The organism is Azospirillum sp. TSH20 (genome assembly GCF_003115935.1).
Taxonomy (GTDB): domain Bacteria; phylum Pseudomonadota; class Alphaproteobacteria; order Azospirillales; family Azospirillaceae; genus Azospirillum.
Genome location: NZ_LGQU01000003.1, coordinates 54,554 through 71,991, shown reverse-complemented (window position 1 = coordinate 71,991; position 17,438 = coordinate 54,554). Strand labels below are relative to the sequence as shown.

Here is a 17,438-nt window from a genome sequence, read left to right as displayed (position 1 = left end):
TCCATTGTGGCTGTCCGAGAGGACTCCGTCACCGTTCTCCCGCTTCGCGCCCCTGCACCGCCTTCAGGACATGAACGCGGATGGCGCTGGAGAGATTGCCGGTGCGGGTCTGGTCGATCTCCTCGATCAGGGCGTTCACCGACAGGCTGCGGGACTGAGCAACCGATTTCAGGGCGTCCCAGAACTCCTCCTCAAGGGAGACGCTGGTGGGGTGGCCGGCGATCAGGACCGAACGCTTCTTCATGGTCACGCACGCATCGCAAGTGGGGGATGGGGGTGGTCAGAGGAAGGCCGGAACGGCCGGGAACGACGACACCCCCACCCTAACCCCAAGCTTAACCGGGACCAACCATCCGTTCGGGGCGAACCCATTGATCGAATTGTTCATCCGTCAGGAGTCCGAGTTCACGCCCGGCCTCCTTTAGGCTTGTCCCTTCCTTGTGGGCTTTCTTGGCGATCTTCGCCGCATTGTCATAGCCGATGTGGGGATTGAGCGCCGTCACCAGCATCAGGCTGTCCGACACCAGTTTGGCGATGCGGTCGCGGTTGGCCTCGATTCCCACCACGCAATTGTCGGTGAAGCTGTTCGCGGCGTCGGCCAGCAGACGGATCGACTGCATAACGTTGAAGGCGATCACCGGCTTGAACACGTTCAGTTCGAAATGGCCGGTGGCGCCGGCGATGGTCACGGTGGTGTGGTTGCCCATCACCTGGGCACAGACCATCGTCATCGCCTCCGACTGGGTCGGGTTGACCTTGCCGGGCATGATCGAGGAGCCGGGCTCGTTCTCCGGCAGCGACAGCTCGCCGATGCCCGACCGCGGGCCAGAGCCCAGGAGGCGGATGTCGTTGGCGATCTTCATCAGCGACACCGCCAGCGTGTTCAGATGGCCATGCACGTCGACCAGCGAATCATGGGTCGCCAGCGCCTCGAACTTGTTTTCCGCGGTGACGAAGGGAAGGCCGGTGAAGGCCGCCACCTCCTCGGCGAAGGCTTCGGCAAAACCGGGCTTGGCGTTCAGGCCGGTGCCGACCGCCGTGCCGCCCTGGGCCAGCCGGTAGAGCTGCGGCAGCGCGCCCTTCACCCGGGCGATGCCGTAGGAGACCTGCGCGGCATAGCCGGAGAACTCCTGCCCCAGCGTCAGGGGCGTGGCGTCCTGCAGATGGGTGCGGCCGATCTTGACGATGTCCTGGAAGGCATCGGCCTTGGCGTCCAGCGCCGTGCGCAGATGCTCCAACGCCGGGATCAGGCTGCGCACGATCTCATCTGCCGCGGCGATGTGCATGGCGGTGGGGAAACTGTCGTTGGACGACTGCCCCATGTTGACGTGGTCGTTGGGATGGATCGGCGTCTTCGACCCCATGGCGCCGCCCAGCTTCTCGATGGCACGGTTGGCGATCACCTCGTTGGCGTTCATGTTGGACTGGGTGCCGGAACCGGTTTGCCAGACCACCAGCGGAAAATGGTCGGCCAGCCGGCCGTCGATCACCTCGTCCGCCGCCTCCATGATCGCGGCGCCGAGCTTGGGGTCGAGCACGCCCAGCTTCAGGTTGGCGGCGGCGGCGGCGCGCTTCTGGATGCCCAGCGCACGCACCAGCGGCACCGGCATGCGCTCTCCGCCGATGCGGAAATTCTGGAGCGAGCGCTGGGTCTGGGCGCCCCAGTAACGGTTGGCCGGAACGTCTATGGGGCCGAAGCTGTCGGTTTCGGTGCGGACACCGCTCATGGTCGGACCTTTCCTGATCGCCGCTTTTGGTCACGGATGGGGCGGGTTGCAAATGCTCCCGCCCCGCCTGATCTTTGCGGTGAAGGTGCGGACGGCAAGGGGCGGTCTGAAGTGGCAGTTTGAGGGCGTTTCGGGGCGGACCAAGCGGGAGCTTGGGCGACTCGGCAGGAATCCTCACTTCACCCCCGAATTTGTTCTTGTTGCGTTCGCAATTCTTCCGTACCCTTTTCCGAGTGACCGGTTGAACCGCCGCAAATCCGGCGGTCATCGACGGATTTTGGCGACAGCATTGGGCGACAGCGACAGGGGGAACAGAATGGACGATCTGGCACACGACCATATCCGCGCCTTCATTGCCCGGACGCGCGTTTCGGAGATGAAGAGCCGCGGTTGGCGCGTTCTCGGCCCCGGCGAGGAAGGCTCCGTCCTGATGGAAGGCCCGATGGTGGCCGGGCGGGCGGCGTCACTGGAAGCGCCCATCGGCGGGATTTTCGACGATCTGGTCGCCCGCGCCCTGGAGCGTGCCGACGCCCGCGATCGCGTGAACGCCCGCCGCGCCGCCTAACGATATTTCGAGTGTCAGCATTTTCAGGGGGTTGCGGTTGCCCAATCGGGTTGTTGGGACCGCACCCTTTGGTAGAGACCCCCTCCAATTTTCTCGGGCGGTCTGAGCAACCGGACATAGCGGTGCGTGTTGTCATAGAGCATGCTACCCGCCGGGCATCCGACGGTGATCGAGTGCAGCAGGTCTCAAAACGCCGCCATAGGCGTTTGGATTAATTCTTTCGGGCGGTTGCTGCGACGCGACCATAGATCGGAAGTACCCCCGAAGATACGACCTGCCGCATATTCCTGTTAGGAAGTCCTTAACTGGCTCGATGGCCTAATTAAGTCATCGGGAACGCTCAGGCCAAGGGAGATTTACATGATCGGCGCCGTCAACACCAAGAAGATCAACGCGTCTTCCGCGGCTCATATCGCGCTTCTCGATCAGTTTATTCGGCTGACCCAAGACACCATCGTGGAGCAAGACGACGCTTTTGTTCGCGACAGTCTGGTCGATCTCTTGGCCAACCTGCGCAACGAACGTGCCGATTATGCCGAGATCATCGGCGCGTCCGCGTTGAACCGCGCCGCCTGATCGCAGCGCGTTACTCTTCCTTGGCACCGGCTTCCGCAGCAAGGGTGGACAGGGCGTCCCCGGTCAGCCGGTACGGGAGCCATTCCTTCATCTGGCGGAAGCCGACCCGGTCGTAGAATCCACGCGCCGGGTTCCAATCCAGGACACTCAAGTCGACCCGACGGTAGCCGCGCTCCACCGCGCGTTGCGCCACCGCGGCCAGAAGCTTGCGGCCGACGCCATAGCGTCGGGCGTCGGGCGTGACGTAGAGGTCCTCGACATACAGGCCCGGCCGCCCCTCCCAGGTGGAGAAATTGCGGAAGGTCAGGACGAAGCCGACCGGCGCGCCATCCAACTCGGCGATCAGCGCCTCGAACACCGGCTGCGGCCCCCAGCCGTCGCGGCGGAAATCCTCCTCGGTCGCCTTGACCGCATCGGATTCGCGCTCGAACTCCGCCAGTTCGCGGACGAAACGCAGGATGGTGGCGCAATCCTCCTCGACGGCGGGGCGGATGGTGACGGTCGGCATCGGCGGGTGGCTCCCTGAATTGGCGCAAACGAAACGGGGAGCGGACCATAGCCCGCTCCCCGCTCTTGCGCACTCCCGTTGAGCATGACGCCGTCAGTCGTCGCCGCCGCCCTTCAGGTCGAGAATGCCGCGCAGTTCCTGCACGCGTCGTTCGGCGCTGTGTTCGGCCAGCACCCGCTTGCGCGCCCGGCGGCCAAGGTCGGTTAGGTGGTTGCGCGGCAGCATCATCGCGGTGGTGACGTCGTCGGTCTGGGCGGCCACCAGAATCTCGCGCCCGGGCTCGAAGAAGCTGTCCAGCCCCTCCCACTGGTCGGCGACGATGGCGGAGCCGCAGGCGGCGGCCAGGAACAGCCGGTCGGACGGGCACCAGCCGATCTTGCGCTCGTCGTCGCGGGCCAGCGTCAGCGCCAGACTGGCCGAAGCCAGCACGTCGGCATGCTGCGCCGGGTCGAGATCGGGGAAGGTCAGGATGTTGGAGGCGCGCGGCACGCCGTCCGGCAGATCGGCGCCGACCAGAACGAAGCGACGGCGGGTCAGCCGCTGGGCGGGGTTGATGAAGAAGTTGTCCAGCCCTTCGCGGATGCCGTCCGGCCCGCCGACGATGCAACAGAGGTCGCCCAGATACTCCCGCTTGAAGTCGCCGGGCTTGTCCACCTCCGGCACGATCCAGGGATAGAGCGGGACCACCGATTCCGCCCCGGCCTTGGCGCGGTAGCGGTCCAGCGCCGGCCCGCCGCAGGAGGCAAGCACCATGTCGAAGCCGCCCAGCCCGTCGGCCGGCAGATGGGCCACGCTCTCCCCCGCCTCCAGCGCGGTCAGGCTGACCGCCGCTTCGGGATCGTAGAGCACACGGCGCGGTGCCTTGGAGTGGCGGACGAGGTCGGCGGCAAGGCGGGCGTCCGGCCCCTGTGCCACCACCAGCGCCACCCCGGCATCGTCGGCCTGCGCCGCCGCCTCCACCGCGACATCGTCCCAGGCGCCGTAGGACAGCACGTCGCCGCCGGGGATCGTCCAGGGCGTCGGCGCGTCCGGGCCGCTGCGTTCGACCGCGACGACGCGATGGCCGCGGATCGCCAGCGCCTGGATCAGCGCACGCCAGCGCGATCTGTGCCCGCCATCATGGCGATACCCGTTGGTCAAGCCGAAGATCACGATTTTCATGGCGACGGCACCCTTGGCATTCCGTGACAGAAGGCGGCCTCTTCGTCGAAGCGGCACCCGATCGTTGCGCGTTCCGGATCGATGTGCCTCCAGATCAACGCAATAGAGGAAGGCGGTGTTCCGGATTTCGCTCCCGTCCCGTCTTCCTTGTCGGGAACCGGTCTTTCCGGGATCGGCACCGAAAGGCGGAGACCCGCCGGACGGGAATTGCGAAAGCGATGCGCTGGATTTTGATATGGACCGGTCCGCCGGCCCTGCAAGCGTGTCACCCCCGCAATCGGGGGTTCCACCCCGGAGGTATCCATTTGTCGGTTGAGCCTTGCGGCCGGGAGCCTTAGGGTCACGCCCCGGTTCCCCCTCCGATCACGGTCGAGCGCATGCGAGTCCCGTTCCGTCATCCCGCCCGCCTCCTTCTCGCCACCCTGCTGATGGCCGGCTGCCAGAGCACCGGCGCCACCGCCCCGGTCGTCTCAGGCACCCCGACCAACGGCACTGCTGCTGCCGCCATCCCAGCCCCGGCGGCAGCGGCGCAGCAGTCCGTCTCCTTCGCCGAATGGCTGGCGGCGCTGCGTGCCGAGGCGCTGAGCCAGGGCATCCGTCCGCAGACCTTCGACCGCGCCTTCCAGCGGGTGAAGCTGTCCGACCGTGTGGTGGAGCTGGACTCGGCCCAGCCCGAGTTCACCCGGCAAGTGTGGCAGTATTTGGACAGCGCCGTGAATGAAAAGCGCGTCCAGGACGGCCGGCAGAAGCTGCAGGAGCATGCGGCGTTGCTTTCCCGCATCACCCGCCGCACCGGCGTTCCGGGGGAGGTCCTGGTCGCCTTCTGGGGAGTGGAGTCCGATTTCGGCAAATCCACCGGCAACTTCTCGGTCATCGACGCGCTGACGACGCTGGCCTTCGAGGGTCGCCGCGCCGCCTATTTCCGCTCGGAACTGCTGGCGGCCCTACGCATCCTCGAGTCCGGCGACATCCCGCCGGAACGGATGAGCGGTTCCTGGGCCGGGGCCATGGGCCAGACCCAGTTCATGCCGACCGTCTTCCTGCGCAACGCGGTGGACGAGGACGGCGACGGACATCGCGACATCTGGGGCAGCATGCCCGACGTCCTGGCCTCCACCGCCAAGTTCGTGCTCGCCAACGGTTGGCGGCCGGGCGAGACCTGGGGGCAGGAGGTGCGGCTGCCCGACGGTTTCGCCTACGATCAGGCCGAGCTGAGCATCACCAAGCCGCTGTCGGAATGGCGGCGGCTGGGCGTGCGTCCGCTGGACGGCAGCGAGCTTGACGGCGACGGGTCCGCGGCGATCCTGGTGCTGGCCGGGCATCGCGGACCGGCCTTCCTGGTGCGCGACAATTTCCGCGCGATCATGCGCTACAACCCGTCGACCAGCTATTCGCTGGCCGTCGCCCTGCTGGCCGACCGCATGACCGGCAAGCCCGGCGTCCGCGGCAGCTGGCCGCGCGAGGAACAGGCACTGAGCCGCGACGAGCGCATCGACCTGCAGCAGCGTCTGGCGGCGCTGGGCATGGAGCCGGGCGCAGCCGACGGCATCGTCGGGGCGAACACGCGCAACGCGGTGCGTCGGTTCCAGGCGTCGGTCGGGGAGATCCCTGACGGATTTGCCACCAAGGCGCTGCTGGAGCGGTTGCGGCAGCGGTCGTAAGGGGGCGGCGTCGGGGGGCGGTCTAACGCATCGGCGCAGACTTCCCCTCCCCCACCATTCCGCCGCGCAGCAGCCCCCAGGCGCCCGCCAGCAGAACCGCCGCCACGCCGGCGCCAGCCAGCGCATCCGGCGCGCCGTCGAACAGAAGCCAGCTCGCCGCCAGACCGACCAGCCCGGCGGCAAGCGGCAGCACGTCCTTGCGCGAGCACAGCCAGATCGCCCGCAGGGTCAGCGTGCCGCGCCGATTGGCGAACAGCAGGGTTGCGGTCGCCACCGTCACGCCGATGGCCAGCAGCAGGGCAAGGCTGGCGAGCGGCACGTCGGGAATGGTCATGCCGGCGATGCTGCGCCCGGCAGTCACCACCAGAGCCACGGAGGCAACCGCCAGCGCCACACCCTGCAACATCGACAGCCGGGTGCGCAGGTCGGGCCGCCGCCCCGTGCCGACCAGGGTCACCGCATGGCCAGCGGCGTGGTTCAGCACCAGCAGCGCCGCCGCCCACAGCGACACCGCCTGCGTCGCGTTAGCGGCGGTGAGCAGCAGGGCGCCGAGCAGCCCGTTCACCACCATCGCCATCCGCATCGTGTGCTTCAGGTCGTCCGATCCACCGGACGGACGGGAAGACCCACCGCCGCAGGAACCGCCGCCACAGGATCCGCCACCGCAACCGCCGTCCATCACATCGCCCTTTCCCATAGGAGAATGGTGGGAATCATAGGATCGCGCCGACAGCGCGTCCACTGAGATCAGGATCTTCTGATATGAAGCGCGTCCATGGCTGCGCATCGAAAGGGGTGGTGCCGCAGGCCGGCTACCCTTTCGAACGGCGGAGGGGATAACCCGGCCCACCCAACGGTGCATCGGGCGTCTCATTGGTCGCTCACCCGTCCCCTTCCCATGAAAAGGAGCGGGGCGAGGCGGATATGGGGACAGACACAGCCGCATCATCGGAACCACTCCATGACGAAGCGCCCCGCCTCCCCCGTCAAGATCCTGATTGTCGACGACAATCCGCTGCTGCAGCGGGCGTTGAAGGACATGCTGGGGCTTTGGGGTGTCGGCCAGATCACCGCGGTCGCCAACGGGCAGGAGGCCAAGGACGCGCTGCGGCGCGAGGTGTTCGACCTGATGGTGACCGACTGGGTGATGGAGCCGGTGGGCGGCGCGCAGCTGATCCAGTGGATTCGCCAGTCGCCGGGCAGCCTGCGGCCCAACATGCCGATCATCGTGCTGACCGCCAACGCCGATCTCGCCACCGTGCGCAGCGCCTGGGATGCCGGCGCCGACAGCGTGCTGGCCAAGCCGGTGCCGGCCGCCACGCTGGCCCGGCGCATCGACGCGGTGCTGAACCGCCGCGACGGCACGCCGCGCACAGCCACCGGGGGCACGACCACCGGCGGGACGACGGGTGGTGCGGAGCCCCGCAGCGAAAGCCGCCCTGACTCCGCACCCCCGGTCGACCAAGGCGGCATCTCCCCCGCCGGCCTGCCCTCCCCCCGGCCGACGGCTCCGCGTCCGGTCGTCAGCGGCGCGGCGCAACTGCCGCCTCCCATGCCGCCGGCGGCCGTCCCCGCATCCGCGACGCCGCCGGACCGCAGTGCCGCCACCATGCGCAGCGACGATCCGAAGCGGGTGCGGCTGCTGCTGGCGCTCGACAAGCTGGAGGCGGCCATCGACCGGCCGGACCCGATCGGCAGCCGGCTGCGCCATTCCCTGTCCGACCTGCAGATCGCCACCGCCGGCGATTCCGCCGCGTCCTCCATCGTCGCGTCGCTGTCCACCTGCGTCACCTGGGTGGAGCCCGATGTCGAGGGCTATATCGACGCCCTGCAGGCCCATGCCGCCGCCCTGCGCTGGCTGGTGGGATCGGACGGCAGCACCCAGTCGATGGCGGTGGCGCTGTGCCTGATCCGCACGCTGCGCGCCAGCGTCCGCACGCTGGCCGCCCGTGGGCATACGGACTTCGGTGGCTGGCCGGAGAACGGCAGCCCGACCCCTCCGGGCAAATCCCCCCTCACCAGCCGCTGAGTCCGTTCCCATATCGCTTGGACAGGCTCCGGGCGAGAAGGGAGCGGAGCAGGAATTTCCGCAATGAAGGGCATTCCATACGCTCCGTTACGGAAGACCGCCGGTTGCCGGCCGATCCTTGCTTTTTGCGATCCGGCCGGCCGCAGGCGTTGCGATATAAGACAGCCTTCATTACCTTTTTGCCCAGCGAACAAATCGGCGTCCCAGCACTCCGCACCGGAGTTTGCCAGGCTGCCGACCGATGGGAGGAAATGAAGAATGGCGCTCGCAACTGTCTCGCTCGAAGACAAGTACGCGCTCGAAGAGGGGCGTGTGTACCTCACCGGCACCCAGGCGCTGGTGCGCCTGCCGATGATGCAGCGTCAGCGCGATCTCGCCGCCGGGCTGAACACCGGCTGCTTCATTTCCGGTTATCGAGGGTCGCCGCTGGGCGGCTTCGACCAGAATTTGTGGAACGCCCGCAAGTTCCTGGAAAAGAACCACATCCAGTTCCAGCCCGGCGTGAACGAGGAGCTGGGCGCCACCGCCGTCTGGGGCAGCCAGCAGGTCGGCATGTTCAAGGGCGCCAAGTATGACGGCGTCTTCGCCATGTGGTACGGCAAGGGCCCCGGCGTAGACCGCTCCGGCGACGTGTTCAAGCATGCCAACGCGGCCGGCACCTCGAAGAATGGCGGCGTGCTGGTGCTGACCGGCGACGACCACAACTGCAAATCCTCCACCTTCCCGCACCAGTCCGAACACGCCTACATGCACGCCATGATCCCGGTGCTGAACCCTTCGGGGGTGCAGGAGATCCTGGATTACGGCCTGATCGGCTGGCAGATGAGCCGCTTTTCCGGCTGCTGGATCGCCATGAAGACGATCGCGGAGACGGTGGACACCTCGGCGTCGGTCTACATCGACCCGCACCGCGTGTCCCCGATCATCCCGGCCGACTTCGCGATGCCGCCGGGCGGCCTGAACATCCGCTGGCCCGACCCGCCGCTGGAGCAGGAATACCGGCTGATGAAGCACAAGCTGTACGCCGCCCTGGCGTTCGCGCGTGCCAACAAGCTGGACCGCGTGGTGATGGAAAGCCCGCGTCCGCGCTTCGGTATCGTCACCACCGGCAAGAGCTATCTCGACGTCCGTCAGGCCTTCGACGAGTTGGGCATCACCGAGGAGATGGCCGCCGATTGGGGCATCACTGTCTACAAGGTCGGCATGCCCTGGCCGCTGGAGCGCGACGGCGTGCGCCATTTCGCCGAGGGTCTGGAAGAGATCGTCGTCGTCGAGGAGAAGCGCGCGGTCATCGAGAACCAGTTGAAGGAACAGCTCTACAACTGGAACCCCGACGTCCGCCCGAAGGTGGTCGGCAAGTTCGACGAGGAGGGCGAGTGGATCCTGCCGAGCGCCGGCGAGCTGACCCCGGCGCAGATCGCCGTGGTGATCGGCCGCCGCCTGCAGCGCTTCATCGACAACGAGAACCTCGTCCGCCGCATCGCCTTCCTCGACGCGCAGGAGAAGCAGAAGGCCCATGTCGCCCGCGTGGTGCGCAAGCCGACCTTCTGCTCCGGCTGCCCGCACAATACCTCCACCGTCGTGCCGGAGGGCAGCCGGGCGCTGGGCGGCATCGGTTGCCATTACATGGCGACGTGGCTGGACCGCTCCACCGACACCTTCACCCAGATGGGCGGCGAAGGCGTGCCGTGGGTCGGTCAGGCCGCCTTCACCGAGGAAAAGCACATCTTCGCCAACCTGGGCGACGGCACCTATTTCCATTCCGGCATCCTGGCGATCCGTCAGGCCATCGCCGCCAAGGTGAACATCACCTACAAGATCCTGTTCAACGACGCGGTCGCCATGACCGGCGGCCAGCCCTTCGACGGCACGCTGACCGTGCAGTCGATCGCCAACGTCCTGCGGGCGGAGGGCGTGCAGCGCATCACCGTCGTCTCCGACGAGCCGGAGAAGTACGGCATCAACAGCGGCCTGCCGCAATACGCCAACGTCGAGCATCGCGACGACCTCGACCGCGTGCAGAAGGAAATGCGCGAGGTCCCCGGCGTCAGCGTCCTGATCTATGACCAGACCTGCGCCACCGAGAAGCGTCGCCGCCGCAAGCGCGGCAAGATGGTCGACCCGGCCAAGCGCGTCGTCATCAACGAGCTGGTCTGCGAAGGCTGCGGCGACTGCTCCGCCAAGTCGTCCTGCGTGTCGGTGATCCCGCAGGAGACCGAGTTCGGCCGCAAGCGCCAGATCGACCAGTCCAGCTGCAACAAGGATTATTCCTGCACCAAGGGCTTCTGCCCCAGCTTCGTGACGGTGGAAGGCGGGCAGTTGCGCAAGCCGAAGCCGGCGGCCGCGAAGTCGGCCGACGCCACCGCCCTCCCTACCCCCGTCATTCCGGTCTTCGACAAGACCTGGAGCCTGTATGTCACCGGCGTTGGCGGCACCGGCGTCGTCACCATCGGCGCGCTGCTGGGCATGGCCGCCCACATCGAGGGCAAGGGCGTCGGCGTGCTCGACATGACCGGCCTCGCCCAGAAGGGCGGCGCGGTCACCAGCCACATCCGCATCGCCAACACGCCGGAGGACATCCACTCCGTCCGCATCGCAGCCGGCGGGGCCGACGCGGTGCTGGGCTGCGACCTGATCGTCGCGGCGGCGGGCGACGGCCTGTCGAAGATGACCGCCGGCCGCACCCGCGCCGTCATCAACACCCATGACAGCATCACCGCCGACTTCATCAAGAAGCCGGACATGGTGATCCCGGTGCGCGATCTGGTCGGCGACATCCGCAAAGCCTGCGGCGGCGACGCCAATGTCAACGCCTTCGACGCGACGAAGCTGGCCACCGCTCTCTTGGGCGACAGCATCTACGCCAACCCGTTCCTGATGGGCTATGCCTGGCAGAAGGGGCTGATCCCGCTGACCGAGGAGTCGATCGTGAAGGCGATCGAGCTGAACGGCGTGTCGGTGAAGCTGAACCTCGACGCCTTCCAATGGGGCCGCCGCGCCGCCGTCGATTTGGCCGCGGTGGAAGCCGCCGCGAAGCCGCAGGAGCCGGTGCAGGCCGCGCAATCGCTGCTGCTCGACCAGCGCCGCCAGTCCGGCAGCCTGGAGGAGGTGATCGAGCGCCGCCACCGCTTCCTGGTCGATTACCAGGACGCCGCCTATGCCGCCCGCTATCACGCGCTGATCGACTGGACCCGCCGTACGGAGCAGCAGAAGGTCCCCGGCTCCACCGCTCTGACCGATGCGGTCGCCCGCGCCCACTTCAAGCTGATGGCCTACAAGGACGAGTATGAGGTGGCGCGCCTCTACACCGACAGCGGCTTCGTCGAGAATGTGCAGCGCATGTTCGAAGGCGACTGGAAGCTGACCTTCCACATGGCTCCGCCGGTGATGGGCGAGACCGCCGAGGACAGCGGCGAGCCGAAGAAGAAGACCTTCGGCCCGTGGATGCTGCACGCCCTGCGCCTGCTGGCCAAGGGCAAGCGCCTGCGCGGCACCCGGCTGGACCCGTTCGGCCGCACCGCCGAGCGCCGCCAGGAACGCCAGCTGATCGCCGATTACGAGGCAGTGGTGGGCGAGCTGCTGAACGGCCTGACCCGCGAGAAGCTGGCCCTGGCGGTGGAGATCGCCTCGCTGCCGATGGAGATGCGTGGCTATGGCCCGGTGAAGGCCCGCAACGTCGCGGCGGCGAAGGCGAAGGAAGCCAAGCTGCTGGCCGACTTCCGCGCCCCGGTCGCCGCGCCGCAGCCGCTGGCGGCGGAGTGAGGCGGTTCGGGTGGTTCAGTGAGGTGATTTGAAGCAAAGGCGCCCTCCCCGGTGATGCTGGGGAGGGCGCCTTCTTTTGCGGCACTGCTCCGGAAGCTTCTACACCGCCACTACGGTCGGCCCGCCCAGGGGCAGCCCGTAGGAGCCGGCAAGCCGGGTTACTTCGCCGCTGCCGGTGTCGAGGCGGAACATGGCGTCGACCTGCGACTGGTCCTTGGCGCTGAAATAGAGGTCGCCGCCCACCGCACTGAGGTTGGTGACGGAGGACCAGATATCGTCACCGCCGGCATCGACGACCTTGCGGGTGTCCCAGCTGTGGCCGCCGCTCTGCCACAGCGTGGTGGTGGTGCCGTCATCCGCGGCGAAAAACATCGTATCGCCGACGGCGGTGAGGTCGAACGGCCGGCTGCTGTTCGGTCCGGGATTGAGATCGCCAAGGAACCTCCCTTCCGAACCACTGTCGTCGGTCGCCATTACTTCGTAACCGGTATGGGGATCGTAATTGACGTAGTACATCGTATCGCCGGCGGCAGTGAATTGCTGAGGCCTGGCGTAGATGTCGGGGTAATTGTGCCGGACCTCCCGGGTTCCTGCCACCGTCCCGTCACTGGTCCAGAGATTGACGTCGTCGTTGAAGTAAAGCTGCTTGCCGACCGCCCCGATGTCGAGGTCGAGGCCGAACTGCGGCAGGTCGGTCAGGTCGCCGCGCAGCTTGGTCGTTCCCGTCTCCGTCCCGTCCGTTACCCATAGCTGGGTGAAGCCGTCGGTGCCGTCCCAGGCGGTCAGATACAGCCGGTCGCCCGCCGCGGTCAGGTGTGACGGCTGGATGATCACCATCACCGGCGGGTCCTGGTTCCCTGGCAGGAAGTCCTTGACCATCACCGTGCCGGCCGTCGTCCCGTCGGTCTTCCACAGGGCGGCGCCATGTTCCGCATCTTCGGCGGAGAAATAGACGTTGTCGCCGAGTTGGGTGAAGTCGCCGGGGTTGGAGCGTGTCGGACCTGCATAGATGTCCTTCAGCAGATGGGTGCCGGCCGCCGTGCCGTCGCTCACCCACAACTCGGTGCCGTGCACGCCGTCATCCGCCTGGAACAGCACGCGGTCGCCGAAGGCGCTCATCGCCAGCGGGTTCGATCCGCTGCTGCCCGCCAAGATGTCGGACACCATGCGGGTACCGGCCGTCGTACCATCACTCACCCACAGTTCCCGGCCATGGACGCCGTCATCGGCGGAGAAGAAAACCCGCCCGCCGGCGCTCACCGGCCCGATGATGCCGGAGCCGGCGGTGCCGGAGGCAATGTCGCGAAGCAGGAAAGCGTTGGTGCCGTCGCTTCCCCAAAGCTCACTGCCATGCTGCGCGTCGCTGGCCACGAACACGGCGGTTGCCTTGGCCGGTACATCGCTGCCGAGCAGAAAATTCTCCGCGGTCAACATGTTGCGGGTGACGCCCATCAGCTTGACGCTGTCGGTCGGCCCGAAGGTCAGCACCAGCCCGTCGGCATCCTGATGCGATCCGGCCAGCAATTTCTCGAAGCCGCCAATGCCGGTCCAGCCGCGCAGGTCCAGCACGTCGCCGCCGCTTCCGGCCCGGAAATCACCGATGCAGTCCCAACCGTCCCCGGGGCTGAGGGCGAAGCGGTCGCGGCCGGCACCGCCTTCCATATAGTCGTTGCCGCCGTTGCCGGTGATGGTGTCGTCACCCGCGCCGCCGAACAGCAGGTCACGCGCGGCACCGCCCGCGATCTGCCGCCCGGCGACGTCGGCAAACAGCACATTGTCGGCGGTCAGCATGCCGGCGGTCACGCCCATCAGCTTGACCGAATCAGTCGCGCTGAACTCAAGAACGAGGCCATCGCTGTCCTGGTGGGACGAGGCAAGGAGTTTGGAAAGTCCGCCGGTCACCTTCCAGTTGCCGAGGTCCAGCACGTCGCCGCCGCGTCCGGCCCGGAAATCACCGATGCAGTCCCAACCATCGCCGGGACTGAGGACGAAGCGGTCGCGGCCCGCTCCGCCCTCCATGTAGTCGTTGCCACCGTTGCCGGTGATTGTGTCGTCACCTGCCCCGCCGAACAGCAGGTCGCGGCCGCTTCCTCCCGTCAGGGTCCGTCCGGACGGTGAGAGGCCATTTTCACTTGCAGATACCCCTCCCATGACCATGCCTTCCTTGTGGGTTGCCGAAGCATGGCCAATGTCCGATGATTGCTGGACCGGAGGTAGTGCGCGTCGGGCAATCTCCAATTGCACCGGCCGCCGCATCCGGCCGGGAAGAAACGCTCACGCGCTGAGTACCTCTCGCTTCCTTGAAGTTTGACCCTGTCCAGTCCGCGTGGATCAGGTCCGCTTGGATCCGGCGGTCATCTTCCAAATGGCGACGAAGAACAGCGCGGTGCCGAGAAGGGCGGCGTAGAGGATGATGCTCGGGTGGAAGATGAAGCCGATCGGCAGGATCAGCAGCATCAACGCCGCAGCCAACAGCCCGAGCAGGAAGATGCCGGGGTTGAAGTGCTCATAGATCGGGGCGTTCAGGTCGGTGTGGGTCGCCATGGTATGTGCTCCATTCCGGTGCCGCGATGCGCGGCTTTGATGGGTAATATGAGCACAGCCTAATGAGTCAATGATCGGGCGGCATTGCGAATTCGCAAGGGTTTGGCAGTTCCTGTTGATTTGCATTGATGGCACAGGTGGACATCTCCGCACGCCGCCAACGTCTGCCCTACCCCACCGGAAACCGCAGCACGAAGCGCGTGCCCTTCCCCTCGCCATCCTCCAGCGCGATGCTGCCGCGCATGGTGCCGGTCATGATGTTGGCGCAGATGCTGAGGCCCAGGCCGCTGGCGCCCAGGCCGCGCTTGGTCGTGAAGAAGGGGTCGAAGATGCGGGAGCGGATGTCGGCGGGAATGCCCTTGCCGTCGTCAGCGTAATGCATTTCGATCCAGCCGGCCGGCTGCTCGCGGGCGGACAATAGGATGCGGCCAGGCTCGCCCTCGTCAAAGGCGTGGACCAGAGCGTTGATGATCAGGTTCGACAGCACCTGCGCGAAGGAGCCGGGATAGCCGTCGACGATCAGGCCGGCGGGAATGTCCAGTTCCACAGTCACGCGGGTGCGGCGCAGGCGCGGGCGCAGACTCAGCAGCACTTCGTCGACATAGGCGGCGAGGTCGAAGGCGCGGCGCTCGCCGCTGGCCTGGTCGGAGGCGACCTGCTTGAAACTCTGGATCAGGCCGGTGGCGCGCTCCACGTTCGACAGGATCATCCGCGTCGATTCCCACGCGACGTCCAGGAAGTCCCGGAAATCGCTGCGGCGGATGCGGTTCTCCTCGAACAAGGTGCGGATGCGGCCGACCTCCTCCGCCAGATGAGAGATGGCGGTCAGGGTGACGCCGATGGGGGTGTTCACCTCATGCGCCACGCCGGCGACCAGTTGGGCCAGCGAGGACAGCTTCTCCGCCTGGATCAGGCTGGCCTGGGCGTCGCGCAGTTCGGCCTCCGCCCGCTTTCTCGCGGTGATGTCGAGCGCCACGGTAACGATGTGGGTGACCTCGCCGTCATCGTCGGTCAGCGGCATCTTGGTGGTCAGCCAGTCGCGCATCGCGCCATCGCCGTCGGGGGCGCGGTCCTCGTGGAAGGGGACGCCCTGGCCGCTGTCCACCACCAGCCGGTCGAGAGCGGTGGCGCGGTCGGTGGAGGGGCCGGGCGGCGGAGCGGCAGCGGGGCCGTAGGTCTCGCGGTAGTAACGGTTGGTCAGGCGCACCGTGCCGTCGCGGTCCTTCACGTCGATCAGGGCCGGGATGGCATCGATCACCCCGGTCAGGATCTCGCGGCCCTGACGCAACGCCTCGTCGGCGATCAGGCGGTCGGTGATGTCGGTGAAGGTCCGCACCTGCCCGCCGTCCGGCAGCGGCACCACCCGCACCTCGATGAACCGGCCGTCGCCCTGGGGCCGGGCATAGACGAACTCCCGCTCCGGCCGGCCGATACGGTCCATCAGATAGACGGTCTTGGCGTCAAGGTCGTCGCCGAAATCGGGGGCGCCGGACGGCAGTCCGACGATGCCGTTGGCGATCTGGTGCCGCACCACGTCGGGCAGCGCCGGGTTGGCGCGCATCAACTCCTCGCCAACGCCCAAGATGTCCAGCGCGTTGCTGTTCCAAGCGATGTAGTGCAGGTCGCGGTCGAGCAGGACGATGCCCTGCCCCATATTCTCCAGTGTCAGGCGCAGCAGATGGCGCTGGGTGGCAAGCTCGTCCTCCGCCCGCCGACGCTCGGTCACGTCGGAATAGGTGCGGAGGAATCCGCCGCCGGAGGTCGGACGGGTCCGCACCTCCAGCACCCGGCCATTGGGGCGGCGGTGCTCGTACAGGGGCGGATCGCCGCGGCGCGCACGATCCAGATTGTGGGCGGCAATGGCTTCGGGGTCGCCGGGACCGTATTCGCCGCGGTGGGCGAGGTAATGGACGATGCGGGCATAGTCGGCGCCGGGCATGTAGCCGCGCGGCACCTCGAACATCTCGTAAAGCCGCCCGTTGATGACGCGCACCGTCAGGTCGGCATCGACCAGCATCACGCCTTGGTCCATCTGCTCCAAAGCCAGCACGGCGAGATCGTCGCCGGTTGCGGGCTCCGGCCCAGGTCCGTCACCCGGAAGAGGACGGGTCGCCAGATATTCAGGACTCTGGGGAAGGTCGGGAATCTGGGCCGGCAAGGTCTGGGTGCCATCCGTCGTTTCGCTGGTCCGCTATCGAACGGGCTACTGTAACAGCCCCATTCCCTCCTGCCGAGTTCTCCTCTGCGCCATGGAGTCGCAATACGGAGACATTTGTGGGGCATTTTAAGTATTTCGGAACCTTTGCCACACTACCCTGTTTCGAATCGCAGGTGGTTTGTGCAAGATCGCCGGATGAGCAATACTGCGTCGGCGCTGCTGCGCTTCTCCCGTGTTCCATCGGCTGTTTTGAGGTAACCGCCCCTTGTCCGGACTGGCCGCCCTTCCCGCACCGACCGGCACGTCGCCCAACGCGGGCCTCGCGAAGCTGCGTCAGATGCTGGCGAGCGACGCCGCGGCGGTGCAACCAATCCGCCGCATCCCGGGCGAAGAGGAACGCAAGCGCGGCAAGGACGGCACCGAGGCGACCGGCGACGCCCTGCAGAGCAGCGGGCGCGCCGATGCCGACTCGACGGCGACACGGGCGAAATCGTCGGCGGGTTCGGCCGGCGGATTTGCCATCGGCGGTGCGGATGAGAACGCCGGACCGGTCAATGGCGGGCCGGTGCCGCTGAACGCTCTTCCCAATGCCGGCTATGTCGCGCAAAGCATCCATCAGGAAGCCATGGGCAGCGGCCTGACCATCGAACCCTGGTCGGAGGCCATCGACGCCTACCGCCGCGCCGATGCCGGGGTGAACACGCCGATGGTCACGCAGATCGCGGTGTAAGGTTCCGGACGGTTGCC

Annotated in this window: 14 protein-coding genes; 6 read left to right on the top strand and 8 right to left on the bottom strand. The window is 67.0% G+C overall.

Annotated elements, in window-relative coordinates:
• Positions 1–28 precede the first annotated feature (28 nt).
• Together TSH20_RS01605 and fumC are read right to left on the bottom strand one after the other, a co-directional pair.
• Complete coding sequence (locus TSH20_RS01605; protein WP_109073084.1) at positions 29–244, bottom strand: ribbon-helix-helix domain-containing protein; 216 nt, start codon at positions 242–244, stop codon at positions 29–31.
• 91 nt (positions 245–335) lie between these two features.
• Positions 336–1,727 (bottom strand): class II fumarate hydratase, encoded by a 1,392-nt coding sequence (gene fumC / locus TSH20_RS01600; protein ID WP_109073083.1) that lies wholly within the window; start codon positions 1,725–1,727, stop codon positions 336–338.
• 316 nt (positions 1,728–2,043) lie between these two features.
• Here fumC and TSH20_RS01595 point away from each other — a divergent pair, with 316 nt between their 5' ends.
• A complete protein-coding gene (locus TSH20_RS01595; protein ID WP_109073082.1) occupies positions 2,044–2,292 on the top strand; it encodes a hypothetical protein in 249 nt (82 codons plus the stop codon).
• A gap of 360 nt (positions 2,293–2,652) precedes the next feature.
• Positions 2,653–2,868 carry a hypothetical protein gene (locus TSH20_RS01590; protein WP_109073081.1) on the top strand — a complete coding sequence of 72 codons (216 nt, stop codon included), beginning with the start codon at positions 2,653–2,655 and terminating at the stop codon, positions 2,866–2,868.
• Between the two features lie 10 nt (positions 2,869–2,878).
• Here the strand turns inward: TSH20_RS01590 and TSH20_RS01585 are convergent, their stop codons facing one another.
• Together TSH20_RS01585 and TSH20_RS01580 are read right to left on the bottom strand one after the other, a co-directional pair.
• Positions 2,879–3,376, bottom strand: coding sequence for a GNAT family N-acetyltransferase (locus TSH20_RS01585; protein WP_109073080.1), 498 nt, complete (start codon positions 3,374–3,376; stop codon positions 2,879–2,881).
• Between the two features lie 93 nt (positions 3,377–3,469).
• Positions 3,470–4,537 (bottom strand): glycosyltransferase, encoded by a 1,068-nt coding sequence (locus TSH20_RS01580; RefSeq protein WP_109073079.1) that lies wholly within the window; start codon positions 4,535–4,537, stop codon positions 3,470–3,472.
• A 377-nt stretch (positions 4,538–4,914) separates the two neighbouring features.
• Here TSH20_RS01580 and TSH20_RS01575 point away from each other — a divergent pair, with 377 nt between their 5' ends.
• The gene (locus tag TSH20_RS01575; RefSeq protein ID WP_109073078.1) at positions 4,915–6,198 is read left to right on the top strand and encodes a lytic murein transglycosylase; all 1,284 of its coding nucleotides are present in this window, start codon (positions 4,915–4,917) and stop codon (positions 6,196–6,198) included.
• A gap of 22 nt (positions 6,199–6,220) precedes the next feature.
• On the opposite strand, the gene TSH20_RS01570 is transcribed toward TSH20_RS01575, so the two are convergent.
• Positions 6,221–6,877 (bottom strand): hypothetical protein, encoded by a 657-nt coding sequence (locus tag TSH20_RS01570; protein WP_109073077.1) that lies wholly within the window; start codon positions 6,875–6,877, stop codon positions 6,221–6,223.
• Between the two features lie 282 nt (positions 6,878–7,159).
• Between TSH20_RS01570 and TSH20_RS01565 the strand changes: the two genes are divergently transcribed.
• The gene (locus tag TSH20_RS01565; protein ID WP_109073076.1) at positions 7,160–8,227 is read left to right on the top strand and encodes a response regulator; all 1,068 of its coding nucleotides are present in this window, start codon (positions 7,160–7,162) and stop codon (positions 8,225–8,227) included.
• Between the two features lie 258 nt (positions 8,228–8,485).
• On the top strand, positions 8,486–11,989 hold the full coding sequence (locus tag TSH20_RS01560; protein WP_109073075.1) for an indolepyruvate ferredoxin oxidoreductase family protein: 3,504 nt from the start codon (positions 8,486–8,488) through the stop codon (positions 11,987–11,989).
• Between the two features lie 99 nt (positions 11,990–12,088).
• Here the strand turns inward: TSH20_RS01560 and TSH20_RS01555 are convergent, their stop codons facing one another.
• The 3 genes from TSH20_RS01555 to TSH20_RS01545 all read right to left on the bottom strand — a co-directional run bounded on the left by TSH20_RS01555 (position 12,089) and on the right by TSH20_RS01545 (position 16,691).
• Positions 12,089–14,140, bottom strand: coding sequence for an ELWxxDGT repeat protein (locus TSH20_RS01555; RefSeq protein WP_158281935.1), 2,052 nt, complete (start codon positions 14,138–14,140; stop codon positions 12,089–12,091).
• 180 nt (positions 14,141–14,320) lie between these two features.
• Positions 14,321–14,533 carry a hypothetical protein gene (locus TSH20_RS01550; RefSeq protein ID WP_085089665.1) on the bottom strand — a complete coding sequence of 71 codons (213 nt, stop codon included), beginning with the start codon at positions 14,531–14,533 and terminating at the stop codon, positions 14,321–14,323.
• 169 nt (positions 14,534–14,702) lie between these two features.
• Positions 14,703–16,691, bottom strand: coding sequence for a PAS-domain containing protein (locus TSH20_RS01545; protein ID WP_109073073.1), 1,989 nt, complete (start codon positions 16,689–16,691; stop codon positions 14,703–14,705).
• A gap of 265 nt (positions 16,692–16,956) precedes the next feature.
• Here TSH20_RS01545 and TSH20_RS01540 point away from each other — a divergent pair, with 265 nt between their 5' ends.
• Complete coding sequence (locus tag TSH20_RS01540) at positions 16,957–17,421, top strand: hypothetical protein (protein WP_109073072.1); 465 nt, start codon at positions 16,957–16,959, stop codon at positions 17,419–17,421.
• Positions 17,422–17,438 lie beyond the last annotated feature (17 nt).

What these genes read in the sequence shown, in the direction of transcription:
- TSH20_RS01605 (WP_109073084.1), bottom strand. Translation starts at nt 244, where the DNA reads ATGAAGAAGCGTTCGGTCCTGATCGCCGGCCACCCCACCAGCGTCTCC.
- fumC (WP_109073083.1), bottom strand. Translation starts at nt 1,727, where the DNA reads ATGAGCGGTGTCCGCACCGAAACCGACAGCTTCGGCCCCATAGACGTT.
- TSH20_RS01595 (WP_109073082.1), top strand. Translation starts at nt 2,044, where the DNA reads ATGGACGATCTGGCACACGACCATATCCGCGCCTTCATTGCCCGGACG.
- TSH20_RS01590 (WP_109073081.1), top strand. Translation starts at nt 2,653, where the DNA reads ATGATCGGCGCCGTCAACACCAAGAAGATCAACGCGTCTTCCGCGGCT.
- TSH20_RS01585 (WP_109073080.1), bottom strand. Translation starts at nt 3,376, where the DNA reads ATGCCGACCGTCACCATCCGCCCCGCCGTCGAGGAGGATTGCGCCACC.
- TSH20_RS01580 (WP_109073079.1), bottom strand. Translation starts at nt 4,537, where the DNA reads ATGAAAATCGTGATCTTCGGCTTGACCAACGGGTATCGCCATGATGGC.
- TSH20_RS01575 (WP_109073078.1), top strand. Translation starts at nt 4,915, where the DNA reads ATGCGAGTCCCGTTCCGTCATCCCGCCCGCCTCCTTCTCGCCACCCTG.
- TSH20_RS01570 (WP_109073077.1), bottom strand. Translation starts at nt 6,877, where the DNA reads ATGGACGGCGGTTGCGGTGGCGGATCCTGTGGCGGCGGTTCCTGCGGC.
- TSH20_RS01565 (WP_109073076.1), top strand. Translation starts at nt 7,160, where the DNA reads ATGACGAAGCGCCCCGCCTCCCCCGTCAAGATCCTGATTGTCGACGAC.
- TSH20_RS01560 (WP_109073075.1), top strand. Translation starts at nt 8,486, where the DNA reads ATGGCGCTCGCAACTGTCTCGCTCGAAGACAAGTACGCGCTCGAAGAG.
- TSH20_RS01555 (WP_158281935.1), bottom strand. Translation starts at nt 14,140, where the DNA reads ATGGGAGGGGTATCTGCAAGTGAAAATGGCCTCTCACCGTCCGGACGG.
- TSH20_RS01550 (WP_085089665.1), bottom strand. Translation starts at nt 14,533, where the DNA reads ATGGCGACCCACACCGACCTGAACGCCCCGATCTATGAGCACTTCAAC.